Below are 19,820 nucleotides of genomic sequence, written 5' to 3' on the forward strand. Positions count from 1 at the left end.
GTCGATCAACTACTTTCAGTCAAGCAAGTTATTTTTCATGGCGTAATAGGTCAGGTCACTGTTCGACTGCATGCCCATCTTTTCCATGATGCGGGTGCGGTAAGTGCTGACGGTCTTGATGCTCAGCGACAAGGCCACCCCGATGTCGCTCACGGTGGCGCCCCGCGCCAGCCGCAGGAACACCTGGAACTCGCGGTCCGACAGCTCCGTGTGGGGCGCCGTGTTGGGGTCGCGGTCGAAACTCTGGGCCAACAACTCGCCCACGGTGGCGCTCACATAGCGCCGCCCCTGGAACACGGTGCGCACGGCCGTCATCAGCTCGTCGGCCTCGCATTCCTTGTTCAGGTAGCCGTTGGCCCCCATCTTGAACAGGTTGAGCGCGTACTGCTGGGCCGGATAGCCCGACAGTATCAGCACCGGCAAGTCCGGCTGGCCCTGGCGGATGGTGCGCAGCGTGTCGATGCCGCTCTGGTCCGGCATGGCGATGTCGAGCAGCAGCACGTCGCAGATCTCGCGCCGGGCGATGTCGAGCGCCTCCCGGCCGCTGCCGGCCTCGGCCACCACGTCGAAATCGTCGGACGACGAAAAAATCTGCTTGAAGCCCGCGCGGACTATCTGATGGTCGTCACATATGGCAACGCGTATCATTGTTCCCCCTCGTTGCGTCCGGACCAGCCAGGGCGGATCCGGACTTCACGCCACCTCCGCCCGCGCGGCTCAGCCGCACTGACGAAAAACTTAACATTAGCATTATAACACTACCGATTTAACATTCGATGGAAATCCGATTTGACATTTTCGCCGGCGGGGTAACGGCGGGGGGACGAAAAAAAAGACGCCTTGTGCGCGCCTTTTCTTTCCGCTGCGCCCACTCATTGGAGCAGGGACAGTATCGCCAACAATTCCTTGCGTATCCGCTCCCGGTCCAGGGCAGGCACGGCGGCTGGCGGCGCGCTGCCGTTCAAGCCGGACGCACCATCATACTCCCCTTGGCCGGAATCGTACGTCCGGCTGTCCAGTTTATTGCGCGCCCCGCTGATGGTGAAGCCCTGCTCGTACAGCAGCTCGCGGATGCGCCGTATCAGCAGCACCTCGTGGTGCTGGTAATAGCGCCGGTTGCCGCGCCGCTTGACGGGTTTGAGCTGGGTGAATTCCTGCTCCCAGTAGCGCAGCACATGGGGCTTGACGCCGCACAGCTCGCTCACCTCGCCGATGGTGAAGTAGCGCTTGGCCGGAATGGGCGGCAACACCGCAAGTTCGGATTTGGCGAGGCGGTCGTTCATCGCGGGTCAGTCCCTGTCAGGCGGCGGCGCGCGCCGCGGTCGGATTGCTCTCCTCGACCATGCCCTTGAGCTTCTGGCTGGCGTGGAAGGTCACGACGCGGCGCGCCGTGATGGGTATCTCTTCGCCCGTCTTCGGGTTGCGGCCCGGCCGCTGCGGCTTGTCGCGCAGCTGGAAGTTGCCGAAGCCGGACAGCTTGACGGCCTCGCCCCGCTCAAGCGCGTTGCGGATCTCGTCGAAGAAGGTCTCGACCATGTCCTTCGCTTCCCGCTTGTTCAGGCCGACCTGCTCGAACAGCAGCTCGGCCAGCTCCGCCTTGGTCAGCGTCGGCAAATCCTTTTCCGCTTCCTGGCGTACCTTGGCAACCTGCATGGCCCGATGCAAATCGGCCGCCAGTGCGGATTGAAGGACGGCGGAATCCACGTCGTTGTTATTAATTTTACAGCCCTGCCTTATCAAAGTATGCGCAAAGAATGGGGAATCCGGACCGGGCCGGACTCCCTGCACTGCCACGGCGCGGCACGCTAGCGACCGCCCCCCGGGCACTCAGGCACGCAAGCGTGCGCCCTGCTTTTGCTTGACCGCCTCGGCCAGCGCGGCCATCACGGCGTCGACCACATCGTCCTGCAGGGTGTTTTGAGTATCTTGCAAGCTAAAGCGGAAAGCAAGCGATTTTTCGTCCGCCTCCAGCCCCTTGCCGCGATATTCATCAAACAAAACAATGGCTTGCACTATATTGCCATGCGGAATTTCTTTCGCCACAGCATTAAACGTATCGAGCAGATCCTGGGCCGGCACGCCTTGCTTGACCACGGCGGCCAAGTCGCGGGTGGCGCCGGGGAACTTGGAGATTTCCGCATAGACGGGCAGCGAACGTTGCTCAAGAGCAACAGCATCCACTTCGAACACCACGGGCGCCTGCGGCAGGTCGTACTTCTGCATCCAGCGCGGGTGCAGTTCGCCCAGGTAGCCCACGGTCTTGCCGTCGAGCTCGATGCGGGCCGAACGGCCCGGATGCAGGGCCGGATGGCCGGCCTTGACGAAGCGGGCCACGGCCGGCGCGAACAGTTGCTCGAGGTCGGCCTTGACGTCGAAGAAGTCGACGTTGCGGCTCGCCTGGCCCCACTGCTCGTCGGCCACGGGACCGTAAGCCATGGCGGCCACGCGCTTGGGCTGGCGGTAGCCGGCCACGGTCAGCGGGCCGTCGGCCACGCTGGCGTCGCGCAGGTAGACGGCGCCCGTCTCGAACACGCGCACCCGGCTGGCCTTGCGGTTCAGGTTGTAGCGCACATTGGCCACCAGGCTGCCGATCAGCGAGCTGCGCATCACGCTGAGCTGGCTGGCGATGGGGTTCTGCAGCTTGATGGGCTGCTCGTTGGCGCAGAAGTCCTGCTCCCACGCCGCTTCCACGAAGCTCATGTTGATCACTTCCTGATAACCGAGGTCGGCCAGCTGGTGGCGCACGGCGAACAGCGAGCGCGTGTCTTCCGGCGCGATAATCATGGTATTGGCGGCCACCGGCGCCACGGTCGGGATGTTCTCGAAGCCGTACACGCGGGCCACTTCCTCGATCAGGTCTTCCTCGATCTCGATGTCGAAGCGGTAGCTGGGCGCCGTCACGCTGAACACGCCGTCGGCCAGCGTGAACGGCAGGGCCAGCCGGGTGAAGATGTCGGCGATGGCCGCGTCGTCCAGCGCCACCCCGATCACCTTCTGGGCGCGGGCCGTGCGCATGGTCACGGGCTGGCGCTGCGGCAGGTTGACCACGTGGTCATCCACCGGGCCGACCAGGGTTTGCTGGGTGCCGCAGATTTCCAGGATCAGCGACGTGATGCGCTCGATGTGCTCGACCGTGGTGGCGTAATCCACGCCGCGCTCGAAGCGGTGGGCGGCGTCGGTCGAGAAGTTGTAGCGGCGGGCGCGGCCCTGGATGGCGGCCGGATGCCAGAACGCCGCTTCCAGGTAGATGCTGTCCGTGTCCAGCGACACGGCCGTGGCGTCGCCGCCCATGATGCCGGCCAGCGATTCGAGTTCCTTGTCGTCGGCGATCACGCCCACCCATTCGTCGACGCTGATGGTGTTACCGTTGAGCAGCTTGATGGTTTCGCCGGCCTTGCCCCAGCGCACGTCCAGGCCGCCATGGATCTTGGCCAGGTCGAACACGTGGGACGGACGGCCCAGTTCCAGCATGACGTAGTTGGAAATGTCGACCAGGGCCGACACGGGACGCTGGCCGCTGCGCTCGAGGCGCTGCTTCATCCAGTCCGGCGTGCTGGCCCGGGCGTTCAAGTGGCGGATCACGCGGCCCGAGAAGCGGCCGCACAGGTCGGGCGCCGACACCTTGACCGGCAGCACTTCGGTGCTGTTGACGGTGGCCGTGCGGAACTGGGGCACGTTCAGCGCCACGCCCGTCAGGGCCGACACTTCACGCGCCACGCCCAGCACGGACAGGCAGTCGGCCTTGTTCGGGGTCAGCTTGATGGTGAACTTGAGGTCGTTGAGCGCGTAGTAGTCGCGGAAGTTCTGGCCCACGGGCGCGTCGTCGGGCAGTTCCATCAGGCCGGAACCCTCTTCCGACAGCTTCAGTTCCCTGGCCGAGCACAGCATGCCCTGCGACTCGACGCCGCGCAGCTGGCCCACCTTGATTTCGAACGGCTTGCCGTCCGCGCCGGGCGGCAGCACGGCGCCGGCCATGGCGCACACCACCTTCAGGCCGGGGCGCACATTGGGCGCGCCGCACACGATGTTGAGCAGGGTGCCGGTGCCCACGTCCACCTGGCACACGTTGAGGCGGTCGGCGTTGGGGTGCTTCATCATCTCGCGCACGTGGCCCACGACCACGTTCGAGAACGGCGGCGCCACCGCTGCCACTTCTTCTACTTCCAGGCCGGACATCGTCAGCAGATGGGCCAGTTCGTCCGACGTCATCTTCGGATCGACCATGGTACGGAGCCAGTTTTCGGAAAATTGCATATTCGAGCTTTCAGCCGCAAAGATTGTTCAGAAAGCGGGAGCGCGACGGCGCTCGACCGCTGTTGGTATAAACCGTTTAGACGATTAGTTGAACTGCTTGAGGAAACGCAGGTCGCCTTCGTAGAACAGGCGCAGGTCGTTGATCCCGTAGCGCAGCATCGTCAGGCGCTCGAGGCCGGAGCCGAACGCGAAGCCGATGTACTTTTCCGGGTCCAGCCCGAAGTTGCGCACCACCGTGGGATGGACCTGGCCCGAACCGGACACTTCCAGCCAGCGGCCCTTCAAGGGACCGGAGCCGAAGGCGATGTCGATCTCGGCCGACGGTTCCGTGAACGGGAAGTAGGACGGACGGAAGCGCACCTGCAGGTCGTCGGTCTCGAAGAAGGCCTTGACGAAGTTCAGGTACACGCCCTTCAGGTCGGCGAAGCTGATGTTCTCGGCGATCCACAGGCCTTCGACCTGGTGGAACATGGGCGAGTGGGTGGCGTCGCTGTCGACGCGGTAGGTGCGGCCCGGGGCGATCACCTTGATCGGCGGCGTGTGGCTGCGCGCGTAGCGCACCTGCATCGGGCTGGTGTGGGTGCGCAGCAGCAGCGGCTTGCCTTCGCTGTCGTTGCCTTCGATGTAGAAGGTGTCCTGCATGGAACGCGCAGGATGGTTTTCCGGGCTGTTGAGGGCCGTGAAGTTGGTCCAGTCGTTCTCGATCTCGGGGCCGTCGGCCACGTCGAAACCGATGGAGCGGAAGATCGCTTCCACCCGTTCCCAGGTGCGCATCACGGGATGGATGCCGCCGCCGGCGCGGCCGCGGCCTGGCAGCGAGACGTCGATCGCCTCGGCATTCAAACGGGTTTGCATCTGGGCGTCGGCCAGCGCGTCGCGCCGGGCCGTCAGGGCCGCTTCGATCTGTCCCTTGGCGGCGTTGATCAGGGCGCCTTGCGCCTTGCGCTGCTCGGGGTCCAGCTTGCCCAGGCCCTTCATCAATTCGGTAATCTGGCCGGTCTTGCCCAGGTATTTGGCTTTGGCGTTTTCCAGTGCGGCGGCGTCATCTTGCGCGGCCGTGAAATCCTGTACCGCGGAGGCGACGAGTTGTTCCAGGGAGTCCATGCTTTTCGTTTTCCTCAATCAAAAACGGGGCACAGGTATACACCTCTGCCCCGTTCTTTTGGTCGCCACCCCTGGGGTGGCGCTGACAAATCATTGCTTACGCAGCGATTTTTGCTTTCACAACGTTGACAATCGCAGCGAATGCTGGCTTGTCCATCACAGCCATGTCGGCCAGGACTTTACGGTCCAGTTCGATCGAAGCTTTCTTCAGACCGTTCATGAATACGCTGTACGTCACGCCATGCTCACGGGAAGCGGCGTTGATACGGGCGATCCACAGGCGGCGGAAGACGCGCTTCTTGTTACGACGGTCGCGGTAGGCGTACTGGCCAGCGCGCATCACTGCTTGCTTGGCAATACGGTAAACCTTGCTGCGACGACCGCGGTAACCCTTGGCCAGGTTCAGTACTTTTTTATGACGGGCACGAGCTGTAACCCCACGTTTTACTCTAGGCATAGTAACTCCTTAAATTGAGTGTGAGATTAAGCAGTCGGCATCATACGCATGACGGACGTGACGTCCGAAGCGTTGATGTTGCGGGTACCGCGCAGCTGACGTTTGTTTTTGGTGGTCTTCTTGGTCAGAATGTGGCGCTTGAACGCCATACCCGATTTAACAGTACCACCTGGACGCACGCGAAAACGTTTTTTCGCGGAGCTTTTGGTCTTCATTTTTGGCATAGCAATCTGTCCTCTTACGGACAGCTCCATATCAACAGGATTGCAGGTGGCAACACTACGTTGCGCTTAGATGCCTGCTTTCACTTGTTATTGCAGCAGATGCGAGTCCGCCACATTACAACAGCCGGCCATTATAGACCAACTGCCGCAATCGTGCACGGGAATTGCAGCCGGCACCCTGGCGGGGCCGGCCGGTTCAACACGCCGTGTTATTTCTTCTTCTTGGGAGAGAGCACCATGATCATCTGACGGCCTTCCATCTTCGGGAACTGCTCGACCTGGCCGTACGGCTCCAGGTCCGCCTTCAGACGTTCCAGCATGCGGAAGCCAATATCCTGGTGCGCCATCTCACGGCCGCGGAAGCGCAGCGTGATCTTGGTCTTGTCGCCTTCATCGAGGAACTTGATGAGGTTGCGCAGCTTGATATTGTAATCGCCGTCATCGGTACCGGGACGGAACTTGACTTCCTTCACGGCGATGATCTTCTGCTTCAATTTCGCTTCGTGAGCCTTCTTCTGCTCCGAATACTTGAATTTGCCGTAGTCCATCAAACGGCACACTGGTGGTTGCGCGGTCGGCGCGATTTCCACCAGGTCGACGTTTGCCTCTTCCGCCAGGCGGAAGGCTTCGGCCAAAGTCACGATACCGAGAGGCTCGTTATCGACCCCGCTTAAACGCATTTCAGGGGCAGTGATTTCGCCATTGATGCGATGCGACTTGTCAGTAGCTATGGTGTTTCCTTTTAATGTCTGATGTATCGGCCGCGCTGCGAGTTGCCTCGTCAGGCTTTGTGTGCGACATCTTGCTGGAGTCGTTCAACCAGGGCATCGACGGACATGACACCCAGGTCGACGTTGCCCCGTGCCCGCACGGCCACGGTATGGGCATCCCGCTCTTTATCGCCGACTACAAGGATGTAGGGCAGTTTTTGGACGGAATGTTCGCGTATTTTATACGTTATCTTCTCGTTCCGCAAATCGGTCTGCACCCGGAACCCGCACTGGCGCAGCTTTTCAGCCACTTGTTGCACATATTCGGCCTGCGCGTCGGAGATGTTGAGCACCGACACTTGCACCGGCGCCAGCCACATCGGCAAGGCGCCCGCGTAGTTCTCGATCAGGATGCCGATGAAGCGCTCCATCGAGCCGACGATGGCCCGGTGCAGCATGACGGGCACCTGGCGGCTGTTGTCGGCCGCCACGTATTCGGCACCGAGGCGCTCGGGCATGAAGAAGTCGACCTGCATGGTGCCGACCTGCCATGGGCGGCCCAGCGAATCCTTCAGGTGATACTCGATCTTGGGGCCGTAGAAGGCGCCCTCGCCCGGCAGCTCGGTCCAGGTCACGCCGCAGGCGCGCAGGCCCGAGCGCAGCGCGTCTTCCGCCTCATCCCACACCTCGTCGGTGCCGATGCGGTTGTCGGGGCGCAGCGCCAGCTTGACTTCGATGTTATCGAAATGGAAGTCACGGTAGACTTCCATGGCCTGGGTGTGGAAGGCCACCACTTCCGGCTCGATCTGCTCTTCGGTGCAGAAGATGTGACCGTCGTCCTGGGTGAAGCCGCGCACGCGCATGATGCCGTGCAGCGCGCCGGACGGCTCGTTGCGGTGGCACTGGCCGAACTCGCCGTAGCGCAGCGGCAGGTCGCGGTAGCTGCGCATGTTGCTGTTGAAGATCTGCACGTGGCCGGGGCAGTTCATCGGCTTCAGCGCGTACGAGCGGTTTTCCGACTCGGTGACGAACATGTTCTCGCGGTAGTTGTCCCAGTGGCCGGTCTTGCCCCACAGGCTGGAATCGAGAATCTGCGGCGCCTTCACTTCCTGGTAGCCGTTGACCTGGTATTTGTGGCGCATGTATTGCTCGACCTGCTGCCAGATGGTCCAGCCCTTGGGATGCCAGAACACCAGGCCCGGCGCTTCGTCCTGGAAGTGGAAGAAGTCGAGCTGCTTGCCCAGCTTGCGGTGGTCGCGCTTTTCCGCCTCTTCCAGCTGGAACAGGTACTGCTCCTGGTCTTCCTTCTTGGTCCAGGCCGTGCCGTACACGCGCTGCAGCATCTCGTTCTTGCTGTCACCGCGCCAGTAGGCGCCGGCCAGCTTCATCAGCTTGAACACCTTGAGCTTGCCCGTCGAGGGCACGTGGGGGCCGCGGCACAGGTCGGTGAACTTGCCTTCCGTGTAGAGCGACACTTCCTGGTCGGCGGGAATGGCTTCGATCAATTCGGCCTTGTAGGCTTCGCCGATGGACTTGAAATAGGCAATGGCTTCGTCGCGCGGCAGCACCTTGCGGCTGACGGGCTCATCCTTCTTGGCCAGCTCGGCCATTTTCTTTTCGATCGCCACCAGGTCGTCCGGGGTGAACGGGCGCTTGTAGGCGAAGTCGTAATAGAAACCGTTTTCAATCACGGGGCCGATGGTGACTTGCGCGTCGGGGAACAACTCCTTGACGGCATAGGCCAGCAGGTGGGCCGTCGAGTGGCGTATCACTTCCAGGCCGTCCGCATCCTTGTCGGTGACAATGGCCAGGTCCGCATCTTTTTCGATCAGGAAGGAAGTGTCGACCAGCTTGCCGTCCACCTTGCCGGCCAGCGCGGCCTTGGCCAGGCCAGTACCGATGCTGGCCGCCACTTGAGCTACGGTGACAGGGCCGTCGAATTGACGGGCCGAACCATCTGGGAGGCGGACTGAAAGCATATTGATCTCCAAAGCGGCTTGCGCCGAAAAATACTGCAAAAAGATTAATTGTAAAAATAAGGACGAAAAAAAACGCGGACTAGCCGCGTTTTTTCTTTTTTTGAGCAAAAGAATCCCGTTCGACTAGCGTCACTCCCCATGCCTGGTAGTAGTTCGCGGTGTCATAACCGGATTGCCTTTCTCGCTCTTACATGTTCTGGTGGGCGGTGCAGAATTCGAATCTGCGACCCCTTGGATGTCGACCAAGTATTCTAACCAGCTGAACTAACCGCCCGAAGACCAGCATTATAGAGAGCCATCCGCAGAATGACAAGGGCTTTCAAAAGGAAATATTGTAGGAAAGAATTACCTGCCCTGCCCGGCACCATCCGGGCCGGCGCCAGGCCCCAAACATGACGTGAGCACGGCTATCCGCAAAACAGTTGCTGGTATGCTGGTTCCAGTCTGGCGGCCACGGCAAGGCCGCGTCACGGGAGAGTGGTCATGAAGCTGCTGCTGGTCGAAGATGATGCCGCCCTGTCGGGCCGCCTGCGCGACGACCTGGCGCGGCGCGGCTATGCGGTGGACGTGGCCGACAATGGCGTGGACGCGCAATACCTGGCCACGGAATGGGCCTACGACGCCGTCATCCTCGACCTGGGCCTGCCGCGCCAGTCGGGCCTGGACACGCTGCGCCACTGGCGCGCGCGCGCCAACACCGTGCCCGTGCTGATCCTGACGGCGCGCGACTCCTGGCGCGAAAAGGTCGACGGCTTCCAGGCCGGGGCCGACGACTACCTGGCCAAGCCCTTCCACACGGAAGAACTGGTGGCGCGCCTGAGCGCCCTGATCCGGCGCAGCCACGCCCAGCCCGGCGGCGCCATGCAGGCGGCCGGCCTGACGCTGGACGAAACCCGCCAGTGCGTCCTGCTCGACAACCGCAGCATCGCCCTGTCGGGCACCGAATTTCGCCTGCTGCGCTACTTCATGCTCCACCCGGGCCAGATCCTGTCCAAGACCCATTTGACGGAACACCTGTACGACAACGACAGCGAGCACGACAGCAACGTCATCGAAGTCCACGTCAACCGCCTGCGCAACAAGCTGGGCGCCGGCCGCATCGCCACCCGCCGCGGCCAGGGTTATGTGTTCGGAGCGCCGGACTGATGCGCTCGCTGCTGGCCGCCCTGGTGCTGGGCCTGATGCTCAGCCTGGCCGCCATGTACGCGGTGCAGCGCGCGGTGGTGGGCGCCACCTTGCAAACGGTCATGACCGACTATATCGCCGGGGAACTGGCGCAGGACGCCGATGAACTGCGCGCCGGCCTGACGGCCCTGCCCGGCCAGCCGATCAGCCTGGCCATCGCCCACTTCGATCCCGCGTTCCTGTCGCCGGCGTCGGGCCGCTATTTCCAGATCATGGCCGGCGCCACGCCGCTGATACGGTCGCCGTCGCTGTCCGGCCAGACCCTGGCCGCCGCGCCCCAGCAACCGGGCCAGCGCACGGTGGCCGTGGTCACCGGCCCGCTGCAACGCGCCACCCTGCTCAGCGCATCGGGCTACGCGTTCGAGGGCCGGCCAGTGACCATCGTCGTCGCCACCGACATGCGCCCCGTCGCCAGCGCGCTGGCGCAGCTGACGGCGCGCCACGCACGCGCCTCCCTGCTCATGTTCGCCCTGCTGCTGGCGGTCCAGGTGGCCATCGTGCGCTGGGCCCTGTCGCCGCTGGCCCGGGTGCGGGCCGACGTGGGCCGGCTGGAGCGGGGCGAGATCGACCAGCTGGGCGAACGGGTGCCGGCCGAAGTGCTGCCCCTGGTGCGCGAACTGAACCGCCTGCTGGCCCTGCTCACGCGGCGCCTGCAGCGCTCGCGCGAAGCGCTGGGCAACCTGGCCCACGCCCTCAAGACGCCGCTGGCCGTGCTGACCCACATGGCCGAACAGGACCGCAGCCGCCAGGACCCCGTGCTGGGCGACGCCATGTTGCAACAGCTGCAGCTGCTGCGCAACCGCATCGACAGCGAGTTGCGGCGGGCCCGGGTGGCCGGCGGCGGTGGCCATGCCGCCACCATCGACCTGGCGGCCGAAATGACGGCCCTGGCCACCACGCTGCGCATGCTGTACCGGGAACGCCAGCTGGCCGTCCGCTGCGAGGCCCAGGAGGGCTTGCAGCTGCAATGCGACCGTGAAGACGCGCTGGAACTGGCCGGCAACCTGCTCGACAACGCCTGCAAATGGGCCCGCTCCCAGGTGCTGCTGCGCGTCTACCGGGATGGGCCGGCCGGGGCCGTCGTGCTGCAGGTGGAGGATGACGGCCCCGGCTGCCCCGAGGCCGACCTGGCCCGCCTGGCCCGGCGCGGCGTCCGGCTCGACGAGGCGACGGCCGGCCACGGCCTGGGGCTGGCCATTGCGGCCGGCATCGCCGCCTCCTACGACACTGCCATCACATTCGGGCGCTCGCCCACCCTGGGCGGCTTTCTGGCCGCCGTCCGCTTCCCTGTCCCGGCCGCCGGCCCGCACGATTGACAGAACGACATCAAACCCTTCAGCTTGGCTACAGCTCGCCTGCGTATAGTCCTCCGATGATACGGCGCGCCCCGGCACGCCAGAGCGCATAACGCCAGCCCGACACGAAAACTGAAGAGGATGACACCATGGCCACGTTTACCCCCTACACCAGCAGCACCGCCACCGCACTCACCAGCGCCCTGCTGGCCCCCAGCTCCGGCATCGCCATCGTCGACGGCTCGGTCGTGCTGCAAGCCTCCGGCCCCGACGCCGTCAACCTGTACGACGGTTCGCTGGGCGCGCTGGGCATAGGCGCCGGCCTGCTGCTCACGTCCGGCACCACGCCCGGCACCAGCAACACGATGCCCTGGTTCGGCACCGACAACGGCGGCGCCGGCGACGCCGACATCGACGCCGTCGTCAACACCGTGTTCCAGACCCAGTCCTATGACGCCACCACGCTGTCGTTCGACTTCAACGTCACCGATCCCAACGCCACCTCGGTCAGCTTCGACATCGTGTTCGGTTCCGACGAATTCCCGGAATGGGTGGACCAGTTCGTCGATTCGGCCGTGGTGATGGTCAACGGCGTCAACTACGCCCTGTTCAACCACGACCCCAACCATCCGCTCAGCGTGGTCAGCGGCAACCTGGCGGCCGGCTACTTCCAGGACAACGCGGGCAATACCCTGCCCATCGAATACGACGGCGTGAGCCATGTGCTCAAGATCGTGGCCCCCATCAATGCCGGCATGACCAACCACATCAAGATCGGCATTGCCGATACGGGCGACCACATCTACGACAGCGGCCTGTTCCTGTCCAACCTGACGGCCGGCACCATCCCCGGCTCGGGCGTGGTGGCCACCTCCGGCGGCGGCACGGCTGGCAGCGACCTCATCACCGGCAGCGTCAAGGATGAATATTTTGACCTGCAGGCCGGCGACGACACCGTCTACGCCGGCGGCGGCGACGACATCGTGGTGGCCGGCAGCGGCAACGACACCGTCTACGGCGGCAGCGGCGCCGACCAGCTCAAGGGTGACGCGGGCAACGACAGCCTGGACGGCGGCGCCGACAGCGACACGGCCGTCTATGCCGGCAACCAGGCCGACTACACCATCAGCTTCGACGCGGCCAGCGGCAGCTACACGGTAGCCTCCGCGGCCGACGGCAGCGACACCCTCAAATCGGTGGAATACGCCCAGTTCGCGGACGGCAAATGGAGCCTGGGCGCGGACGGCACGGTCAGCCAGGCCGGCAGCGGCAATCCGCCCCCGCCTCCGGCCAACACGCCCGGCATGGTCTTCCTAAGCGGCATAGGGGCACAGGGCGAGACGCTGACGGCCAAGGTGTCCGACAGCGACGGCGTGCCCACCGGCGGCGTCAGCTATACCTGGTACGCGGACGGCGTGGACCTGGGCGTGAGCGGCAGCCAGTTGGTGGTGGGCGCCGACCTGGTGGGCCAGAACATCACCGTCAGCGCCGGCTATGTGGACCTGGCCGGCCAGGCGGAGAGCGTGGACAGCGCCGCCAAGCTGATCGCCGCGCCCGGCAATGGCGACTTCACCATCACCATGCTCAACCTGAGCGCGCCGCTGGGCGCCAGCGTGGAAAACCCGCTGACGACCCTGGTGCAGAACGCCGTATCGCTGGGCATGAGCACCAGCGAAGCGGCCCTCGTCATCAAGCAGGCGCTGGGCATCGCGCCCACCGTCGACCTGCTGCACGACGACAGCTGGGCCGCCCTGCAAGCCAACCCGGCCGACGCCGCCGCCCTCACGCTGGAAAAGACGCTGGTGCAGGTGGCCGTCATGACCTCGCTCGGCAGCGACGAGACGGGCATGGCGCTGACCCAGGCCATCCTGCTGGCCGACAGCACCGGGACCACGCTCGACCTGGGCAACCAGGCCACCATCGCCACCATCCTCGGCCTGGACCCGGCCGGCGCGCTGGCGCATGAAATCTGGGACCGCAACGACACCATCGGCTCCGCCTCCAGCGTGGCCGCCGTCGAATCGATCTGGCACGACCTGCAAAGCGGGCTCGATATCGTGCTGTCGGACTCGATCGGCACGCTCAGCGTGCACCTCAACCAGGCGCCCGTCGGCAGCGCCAGCGCCGCCCTGGCGGAAGGGACGCAGGGAATGGATTACCAGATCGCGGCGGCCACGCTGCTGCAAGGCTACAGCGATCCGGACGGCGATGAGCTGCACATCGCCAACCTGGCCGCCGACGCCGGCGGCACGCTGCAACTGAACGCCGACGGCGTCAGCTGGACCTTCACGCCCGACGCCCAGTACACCGGCCCGGTGGAACTGAGCTATGACGTGGTCGACAGCAACGGCGCCAGCGCCACGGCCAGCCAGCTGTTCGTGGTGGCCGCGGCGACGCCCGTCAACGCCGCGCCCACGGGCGAGGTGCTGGTCGCCGGCACGGCCACCCAGGGCCAGACCCTCAGCGCCAGCAACACGCTGGCCGATGCGGACGGCCTGGGCGCCATCGGCTACCAGTGGCTGGCCGACGGCAACGTCATCGCCGGCGCCACCGGCGCCAGCCTGACGCTGGCCGAGGCGCAAGTGGGTCACGCCATCAGCGTCATCGCCAGCTACACGGACGGCCATGGCACGCAAGAGCAAATGAGCAGCGCCGCGACGGCGGCCGTGCTCAACGTGAACGACGGCCCCACCGGCAGCCTGGCCATCGCCGGCAGCGCCCAGCAGGGACAGACCTTGACGGCCACCAGCACCCTGGCCGATGCGGACGGCATGGGCCAGCTGGCCTACCAGTGGCTGGCCGACGGCAGCACGATCGCCGGCGCCACCGGCGCCAGCCTGCTGCTGGGCAGCGCCCTGGTCGGCAAGGCCATCAGCGTGCATGCCAGCTACACGGACGGCCATGGCACGGCCGAAGCCGTGACCAGCGGCGCCACTGGCGCCGTCACCGGCTACCAGGTCGGTACGGCCGGCAACGACAGCCTGACCGGCACCGCCTATGCGGACAGCTTGAACGGTCTGGGCGGCAACGACACCCTGAGCGGCGGCGCCGGCAACGACCGGCTCGACGGCGGCAGCGGCGCCGATACCCTGCTGGGCGGGGCCGGCAACGACAGCTACGTGGTCGACAATGCCTCCGACAAGGTACTGGAGACCACGACGGCCACCAGCAAGATCGATGCGGGCGGCGTGGATACGGTAGAAGCGAGCGTCAGCTGGACCTTGGGCAATTTCCTCGAGAACCTGACGCTGACGGGCGGCGCCGCGCTGAACGGCACCGGCAACGCGCTGGCCAACTTCCTGACCGGCAATGACGGCGCCAACACGCTGTCCGGCCTGGCCGGCAACGACACGCTGATTGGGGGCGCCAGCACCGACCTGCTGATCGGCGGCGCGGGCAACGACGTGCTGACGGGCGGCGCCGGGGCCGACGTGTTCCGTTTCGAGTCGGCCCCGAGCGCCAGCAGCAATCTCGACAGCATTACGGACTTCCAGTCCGGCCTGGATGTGATCCAGCTGGAAAATGCCGTGTTCAAGAAGCTGATGACCACCGGCCCGCTGGCCGCCGCCAACTTCGTGGCCAGCGCCACCGGCACGGCGCTGGACAGCAACGACTACGTGCTGTTCAACACCACCACGGGCGCCCTCAGCTATGACGCGGACGGCAGCGGCAAGGGCGCGGCCATCCAGTTTGCCACGCTGGTGGGCGTACATGCGCTGTCGGCGGCCGACCTGATCGTAACGTAAGGGGAGGAATGGGCGGGCGCATGGCTGCGGCCAGTCCCGCCCCGGCCCGTGCGCTGCCGGTGGCAGACGCGCGGGCCGAAGCCGGAGCCGGGGCCCGCCTGGCGCGCGGCGGGTCCGCCGCCCGGCCGACGCGGGATCAGGCGCGCCGCGCCTCCAGCACGCCGCCCACTTCCGCAATGGCCAGCAAGGCCTTTTGCAGCTGCGCCGTGGCGCCGATTTCGGCCGTGAACGTCATGCGGGCCTGGCCCTTGGCGGACTGGGTGTTGACGCCGATCACGTTGATCTTCTCGCGCGAGAAAATCTCCGAAATGTCGCGCAACAGGCCCTGGCGGTCGCCGGCCAGGATGAAGATGTCGACCGGGTACACGGTGTCGGAACTGGTGCGGCCCCAGTCCGTCACGATCACCCGTTCCGGCGCCTTGGCCCGCATCTCGGCGAAGTTCTTGCACGTGGCGCGGTGGATGGACACGCCCTTGCCGCGCGTGACGAAGCCGACGATGCTGTCCGGCGGCGCCGGCTTGCAGCACTTGGCCAGTTGCGTCATCAGGCCGTCCGTGCCCACCACCAGCACGCCCGACTTGGCGCCCTGCTCCACGCTCGAGGCGCGGCTCTTGCCCAGCACCACGGCGTCTTCCGGCGCGGCCGGCTCGCCCTGGTCGTGCAGCGCGTTTTCCACATGGCGCAGGCTGAATTCTTCCTTGCCCACGGACAGGAACAGGTCGTCCACCTTGGCAAAGCCCAGCTTTTGCGCCAGCGCTTCCAGGTTGACGGCCGTCTTGCCTTCGCGCTGCAGCGACTTTTCCACCAGCGCGCGGCCGTTGGACAGCGTCTCCTGGATGTCGATGGCATGGAACCAGGCCCGGATCTTGGAGCGCGTGCGGCTGCTGACCGTGTAGTCCACGTTAAGCCAGTCGCGCGACGGACCGGCCGTGCCGGGCGCGCCCTTGGCCGTGATGATTTCGCAGGTCTGGCCGTTCTTCAGCGGCGTGTTGAGCGGCACCATCACCCCGTCCACGCGGGCGCCGCGGCAGCGGTGGCCCACGTCGCTGTGCAGGTGGTAGGCAAAGTCGATCGGTGTCGCGCCCACGGGCAGCTCCAGCACCCGCGCCTGCGGCGTGAGCACGAAGATGCGGTCGTCCAGCGCGGCCGCCTTGAGTTTTTCCACCCACTCGCGCTGGGTCTCTTCCTGGCCCACGACGGCGTCGGCCACGTCCGTCTTCCACGCCAGCAGCTGGCGCAGCCAGGCGATCTTCTCGTCGTATTTCTGGCCGGCGAAGTTGGAACCGCCCTCCTCCTTGTAGCGCCAGTGGGCCGCCACGCCGTACTCGGCGAAGTTGTGCATTTCCTGGGTGCGGATCTGCACTTCCAGCGGCCGGCCATCCTCGGCCGTCACCACCGTGTGCAGCGACTGGTAGCCGTTGGGCTTGGGACGGGAAATGTAGTCGTCGAATTCCTTGGGGATCGGGGTCCAGATATTGTGCACCACGCCCAGCACCGTGTAGCAAGTCTTGACGTCGGCCACGATCACGCGGAAGGCCCGTACGTCGTACAGGTCGGTGAAGTCGAGTTCCTTGCCGCGCATCTTGTTCCAGATGCTGTAGATGTGCTTGGGCCGGCCGAACACTTCGGCCTGGATCCCGGCCGCCGCCATTTCCGACTGCAGGCGGGCGATGGCCGAGGTGACGAAGCCTTCGCGCATCATGCGCTTTTCTTCCAGCATCTTGGCGATGCGCTTGTACGTGTCCGGCTCGATGAAGCGGAACGACAAGTCCTCCAGCTCCCACTTCAGTTGCCAGATACCGAGCCGGTTGGCCAGCGGCGCGTACAGGTCCAGCGTCTCGCGGCCGTAGGCGCGCGTGGCATCGTTGAACAGCTTGATGTCGGCGAAGTAGCGCAGCGTCGTCACGCATGACGCCAGCCGCACCAGCACCACGCGCATGTCGGTGGCCATGGCCAGCAGCATCTTGCGCAGCGTTTCCACCTGGGCCACGGCCAGCTGGGCCGCGTTCTTGCCGCGGCCGCCTGCGTCCTTCTGGCCCCGGGTCAGTTCGCGCAGCCGTATCAGCTGGCGCACGCCGGACACCAGGTCGCACACTTCCTTGCCGAAGCGCGGCTCGATGGTGGGCGCCTGGGTGGGGTCGAGCAGGGTCAGCTCGAACATCAGGCCGGCGATGCGGGTTTCCGCATCGGTGCGCAGGAAGGCCAGGGTGCCGGCCACGCCGACGGAAAAATCGAATGCCGGCTGGCCGCAGCCGCACAGCTTGTCGCCATAGGCCGCGCTGGCCTGGTCGAGGGCGGCCAGCACGCGTGCGCCATCCTCGGCCGACAGGCCCTGCACCAGCTGGTCCGACGTTGCGCTGTTGAGCGCCGCAATGGAAACCATATGCGACCTAACGTAAAGCGGCGGTGACGACGATCTCCACCAGCCAGGCCGGATCGGCCAGTTGCGCCTGCACGGTGGCGCGCGGCGGCGTGTGGCCGTGCGGCACCCAGGCATCCCACTCCTCGTTCATGCCGGCGAAATGGACCATGTCGGACAGATAGATCTGGCAGTTCAGGATGCAGCTCTTGTCGCTGCCGGCCTCGTCGAGCAGGCGGTCGATGTGGCCCAGCACTTCGCGCATCTGGCCGTTGATGTCCTGGCTCTTGTCGTCGGCGACCTGGCCGGCCAGGTAGACGGTGTTGTTGTGGATCGCCACTTCGGACAGGCGCTTACCTACATGCAGTCGTTTGATTTCCATACTCGTGTTCTCGTTCTTGTTGCTGTTGATATGCTGCCGTTTATTGGTTCAGTAAGAATCGCTTGACGATGGCGATCTGGTCGTCGTGCACGAAGGTGGGGGCATGGCCCACGCCCGGCACTTCCACCAGCGTGGCCCGTGGCCCGCGCTCGGTCATGCTCCGCGCCGTGTCGCGCGACAGCAGGTCCGACTCGCTGCCGCGGATCAGCAGCGTGGGGCAGGTGATGGCGTCGTACGAGTGCCACAAGGCCGCCTGGTCGGCCGCCACCGATTCCGGCGTGGCCGAACGGAACGGCTGGGCCAGGCCCATGTCGTAATGGCGCACCCACATGCCGTCCTTGTCCTGGCGCAGCACGTCGGCGGCCAGCTTGTGCCACTCCGCTTCCGTGTGCGGGCCGAAGGTGAGCGAGACGTCGCGGATGAAGCGCGCGCCCTCCTCGAACGTGGGGAAGCGCAAATCCTGGCCGATGTAGTCGCCGATGCGCTGCAGGGCCGCCGCTTCCAGCGACGGCCCGATGTCGTTCAGGATCAGGCGCGCGATGGGATTGCCCGGCAGCGAGGCCAGGCCCAGGCCGATCAGGCCGCCCATCGAGGTGCCGAACCAGTCCACGCTCTGGCGCTCGTTGTCAGCCAGTACCCGCGCCAGCAGCGCGACCATGTCGCTCACGTACTGGGGAATGACGTACAGCTGGGGATTGCGCAGCCGGCCGGAACGGCCGCGGCCCACGACGTCGGGGCAGATCACGCGATAGTCGGCGGCCAGCGCGCGCGCCATGGCGTCGAAATCGTCCGACACCCGCGTCACGCCATGCACACACACCAGCACGTTCGGATTGTCGGCCGCGCCCCATTCCTTGTACGCCATATGATGCAGGCCGGCCATGGACAGGCACTGAACAGACTTTATTTTTGCTTCGAACATGCCACTTCCTTGTCAGATGCGGTTTCGTCACCAACTACCGCAGGTGGATTTTTATGTAATGATGACCGGAGATCACATTTTACCGGGCGTTGCGCTTAAAATCTTACCGCAGTGTAGCGCAGCACGCTCCATACCACCAACCCGCGATCTTTTATCACAGAGGACAACATGGCAAGCACTATTCTGGCAGGCAAAACGGCACTGGTTACCGGCTCCACTTCCGGCATCGGTCTGGGCATGGCGCGCGCGCTGGCCGCCGAAGGGGCCAACATCGTGTTCAACGGTTTCGGCGACGCGGCCGAGATCGACAAACTGCAGGCCGACGTGGCCCGCGAATTCAAGGTCCAGACGGCCTATCACAACGCCGACATGTCCAAGCCGGCCGAAATCGAAGCGATGATGAAATTTATCGCCGACAAGTTCGGCGGCGTGGACGTGCTGGTCAACAACGCCGGCATCCAGCACGTGGCCAGCGTCGAGGATTTCCCGGTCGACAAATGGGACGCCATCATCGCCATCAACCTGACCTCGGCCTTCCACACCATGCGCCTGGCCCTGCCCGGCATGCGCGCCAAGAACTGGGGCCGCATCATCAACCTGGCCTCCGTGCACGGCCTGGTGGGCTCGGCCCAGAAATCGGCCTACGTGGCGGCCAAGCACGGCCTGCTGGGGCTGACCAAGGTGGCCGCGCTGGAGACGGCGCAGACGGGCGTGACGGTCAACGCCATCTGCCCCGGCTTCGTGCTCACGCCGCTGGTGCAAAAGCAGGTGGACGCGCGCGCGGCCAAGGATGGCAGCAGCAACGAGGACGCCAAGCGCGCCCTGCTGGCCGACAAGCAGCCCTCCGGCGAGTTCGTCACGCCGGAGGAACTGGGCGCGATGGCCGTGTTCCTGTGCAGCGACGCGGCGCGCCAGGTGCGCGGCGCGACGTGGAACATGGATGGCGGCTGGGTCGCCCAGTAAGCTGCGATTGCGTGAAACGACCGCGGCCGGACACTGCAGTCCGGCCGCCAACCAGGGGCAACGGCCTTGGATGATCCCCGCTCCGGGGCAAGTTCCCTGCCAGGCCCAGCCCCCGGTGACGGGCCGGCGGGCGCAGCGCCTGCAACCCAATATAGCCCGGCACCCGTGGCGGATACGCCACAGGCCGCCCTCCCCCAGTTATCACCGCGCTGATTTGCGGTTAACCACAATGGTGATAAC

Annotated in this window: 16 protein-coding genes and 1 tRNA gene; 4 read left to right on the forward strand and 13 right to left on the reverse strand. The window is 65.2% G+C overall.

What is annotated here, in order from left to right:
• Window positions 1–15: 15 nt before the first annotated feature.
• The 10 genes from AC3WOS_RS15240 to AC3WOS_RS15285 form a co-directional block, all read right to left on the reverse strand.
• Window positions 16–648: a response regulator gene (locus AC3WOS_RS15240; protein ID WP_492716866.1), complete on the reverse strand. Its 633-nt coding sequence runs from the start codon at window positions 646–648 to the stop codon at window positions 16–18.
• A 224-nt stretch (window positions 649–872) separates the two neighbouring features.
• Window positions 873–1,283 carry a MerR family transcriptional regulator gene (locus tag AC3WOS_RS15245; protein ID WP_492716867.1) on the reverse strand — a complete coding sequence of 137 codons (411 nt, stop codon included), beginning with the start codon at window positions 1,281–1,283 and terminating at the stop codon, window positions 873–875.
• Window positions 1,284–1,299: 16 nt separating this feature from the next.
• A complete protein-coding gene (locus tag AC3WOS_RS15250) occupies window positions 1,300–1,653 on the reverse strand; it encodes an integration host factor subunit alpha (RefSeq protein WP_492716868.1) in 354 nt (117 codons plus the stop codon).
• A 174-nt stretch (window positions 1,654–1,827) separates the two neighbouring features.
• Entirely contained in the window at window positions 1,828–4,254 is a 2,427-nt protein-coding gene (pheT, locus tag AC3WOS_RS15255) for a phenylalanine--tRNA ligase subunit beta (protein ID WP_492716869.1), read from the reverse strand.
• A gap of 84 nt (window positions 4,255–4,338) precedes the next feature.
• On the reverse strand, window positions 4,339–5,358 hold the full coding sequence (gene pheS / locus AC3WOS_RS15260) for a phenylalanine--tRNA ligase subunit alpha (RefSeq protein ID WP_492716870.1): 1,020 nt from the start codon (window positions 5,356–5,358) through the stop codon (window positions 4,339–4,341).
• A gap of 97 nt (window positions 5,359–5,455) precedes the next feature.
• Window positions 5,456–5,815 carry a 50S ribosomal protein L20 gene (rplT, locus tag AC3WOS_RS15265; protein ID WP_182154762.1) on the reverse strand — a complete coding sequence of 120 codons (360 nt, stop codon included), beginning with the start codon at window positions 5,813–5,815 and terminating at the stop codon, window positions 5,456–5,458.
• A gap of 26 nt (window positions 5,816–5,841) precedes the next feature.
• Complete coding sequence (gene rpmI / locus AC3WOS_RS15270; RefSeq protein WP_008449407.1) at window positions 5,842–6,039, reverse strand: 50S ribosomal protein L35; 198 nt, start codon at window positions 6,037–6,039, stop codon at window positions 5,842–5,844.
• Window positions 6,040–6,248: 209 nt separating this feature from the next.
• Window positions 6,249–6,797: a translation initiation factor IF-3 gene (gene infC / locus AC3WOS_RS15275; RefSeq protein WP_492716935.1), complete on the reverse strand. Its 549-nt coding sequence runs from the start codon at window positions 6,795–6,797 to the stop codon at window positions 6,249–6,251.
• A 23-nt stretch (window positions 6,798–6,820) separates the two neighbouring features.
• Window positions 6,821–8,728 (reverse strand): threonine--tRNA ligase, encoded by a 1,908-nt coding sequence (gene thrS, locus AC3WOS_RS15280; RefSeq protein WP_492716871.1) that lies wholly within the window; start codon window positions 8,726–8,728, stop codon window positions 6,821–6,823.
• A gap of 197 nt (window positions 8,729–8,925) precedes the next feature.
• Window positions 8,926–9,002, reverse strand: a tRNA-Val gene (locus AC3WOS_RS15285).
• Between the two features lie 209 nt (window positions 9,003–9,211).
• Between AC3WOS_RS15285 and AC3WOS_RS15290 the strand changes: the two genes are divergently transcribed.
• The 3 genes from AC3WOS_RS15290 to AC3WOS_RS15300 all read left to right on the forward strand — a co-directional run bounded on the left by AC3WOS_RS15290 (window position 9,212) and on the right by AC3WOS_RS15300 (window position 14,954).
• The gene (locus AC3WOS_RS15290; protein ID WP_492716872.1) at window positions 9,212–9,874 is read left to right on the forward strand and encodes a response regulator transcription factor; all 663 of its coding nucleotides are present in this window, start codon (window positions 9,212–9,214) and stop codon (window positions 9,872–9,874) included.
• A complete protein-coding gene (locus tag AC3WOS_RS15295; RefSeq protein WP_492716873.1) occupies window positions 9,874–11,229 on the forward strand; it encodes a sensor histidine kinase in 1,356 nt (451 codons plus the stop codon). The genes AC3WOS_RS15290 and AC3WOS_RS15295 overlap by 1 nt, the downstream gene beginning before the upstream one ends.
• Window positions 11,230–11,357: 128 nt before the next feature.
• Window positions 11,358–14,954 (forward strand): choice-of-anchor L domain-containing protein, encoded by a 3,597-nt coding sequence (locus tag AC3WOS_RS15300; RefSeq protein ID WP_492716874.1) that lies wholly within the window; start codon window positions 11,358–11,360, stop codon window positions 14,952–14,954.
• Between the two features lie 136 nt (window positions 14,955–15,090).
• Here the strand turns inward: AC3WOS_RS15300 and AC3WOS_RS15305 are convergent, their stop codons facing one another.
• Genes AC3WOS_RS15305 through AC3WOS_RS15315 form a run of 3 tightly spaced genes read right to left on the reverse strand, consistent with a single transcriptional unit; the run spans window position 15,091 to window position 18,617 of the window.
• Window positions 15,091–17,337, reverse strand: coding sequence for a RelA/SpoT family protein (locus tag AC3WOS_RS15305; RefSeq protein ID WP_492716875.1), 2,247 nt, complete (start codon window positions 17,335–17,337; stop codon window positions 15,091–15,093).
• A 7-nt stretch (window positions 17,338–17,344) separates the two neighbouring features.
• Entirely contained in the window at window positions 17,345–17,695 is a 351-nt protein-coding gene (locus tag AC3WOS_RS15310) for a RidA family protein (protein ID WP_492716876.1), read from the reverse strand.
• Between the two features lie 40 nt (window positions 17,696–17,735).
• A complete protein-coding gene (locus AC3WOS_RS15315; RefSeq protein WP_492716877.1) occupies window positions 17,736–18,617 on the reverse strand; it encodes an alpha/beta fold hydrolase in 882 nt (293 codons plus the stop codon).
• 168 nt (window positions 18,618–18,785) lie between these two features.
• Here AC3WOS_RS15315 and AC3WOS_RS15320 point away from each other — a divergent pair, with 168 nt between their 5' ends.
• Complete coding sequence (locus tag AC3WOS_RS15320) at window positions 18,786–19,580, forward strand: 3-hydroxybutyrate dehydrogenase (RefSeq protein WP_492716878.1); 795 nt, start codon at window positions 18,786–18,788, stop codon at window positions 19,578–19,580.
• Window positions 19,581–19,820: the final 240 nt, after the last annotated feature.

It is taken from the genome of Rugamonas sp. FW305-51 (genome assembly GCF_058786935.1).

Excerpts from the sequence above, each read along its gene's own strand:
- thrS (WP_492716871.1), bottom strand. The coding sequence starts at position 8,728 with ATGCTTTCAGTCCGCCTCCCAGATGGTTCGGCCCGTCAATTCGACGGC.
- rplT (WP_182154762.1), bottom strand. The coding sequence starts at position 5,815 with ATGCCTAGAGTAAAACGTGGGGTTACAGCTCGTGCCCGTCATAAAAAA.
- AC3WOS_RS15250 (WP_492716868.1), bottom strand. The coding sequence starts at position 1,653 with ATGCAGGTTGCCAAGGTACGCCAGGAAGCGGAAAAGGATTTGCCGACG.
- AC3WOS_RS15320 (WP_492716878.1), top strand. The coding sequence starts at position 18,786 with ATGGCAAGCACTATTCTGGCAGGCAAAACGGCACTGGTTACCGGCTCC.
- AC3WOS_RS15245 (WP_492716867.1), bottom strand. The coding sequence starts at position 1,283 with ATGAACGACCGCCTCGCCAAATCCGAACTTGCGGTGTTGCCGCCCATT.
- AC3WOS_RS15295 (WP_492716873.1), top strand. The coding sequence starts at position 9,874 with ATGCGCTCGCTGCTGGCCGCCCTGGTGCTGGGCCTGATGCTCAGCCTG.
- AC3WOS_RS15315 (WP_492716877.1), bottom strand. The coding sequence starts at position 18,617 with ATGTTCGAAGCAAAAATAAAGTCTGTTCAGTGCCTGTCCATGGCCGGC.
- AC3WOS_RS15305 (WP_492716875.1), bottom strand. The coding sequence starts at position 17,337 with ATGGTTTCCATTGCGGCGCTCAACAGCGCAACGTCGGACCAGCTGGTG.
- AC3WOS_RS15310 (WP_492716876.1), bottom strand. The coding sequence starts at position 17,695 with ATGGAAATCAAACGACTGCATGTAGGTAAGCGCCTGTCCGAAGTGGCG.
- rpmI (WP_008449407.1), bottom strand. The coding sequence starts at position 6,039 with ATGCCAAAAATGAAGACCAAAAGCTCCGCGAAAAAACGTTTTCGCGTG.
- AC3WOS_RS15300 (WP_492716874.1), top strand. The coding sequence starts at position 11,358 with ATGGCCACGTTTACCCCCTACACCAGCAGCACCGCCACCGCACTCACC.
- AC3WOS_RS15290 (WP_492716872.1), top strand. The coding sequence starts at position 9,212 with ATGAAGCTGCTGCTGGTCGAAGATGATGCCGCCCTGTCGGGCCGCCTG.
- AC3WOS_RS15240 (WP_492716866.1), bottom strand. The coding sequence starts at position 648 with ATGATACGCGTTGCCATATGTGACGACCATCAGATAGTCCGCGCGGGC.
- pheS (WP_492716870.1), bottom strand. The coding sequence starts at position 5,358 with ATGGACTCCCTGGAACAACTCGTCGCCTCCGCGGTACAGGATTTCACG.
- pheT (WP_492716869.1), bottom strand. The coding sequence starts at position 4,254 with ATGCAATTTTCCGAAAACTGGCTCCGTACCATGGTCGATCCGAAGATG.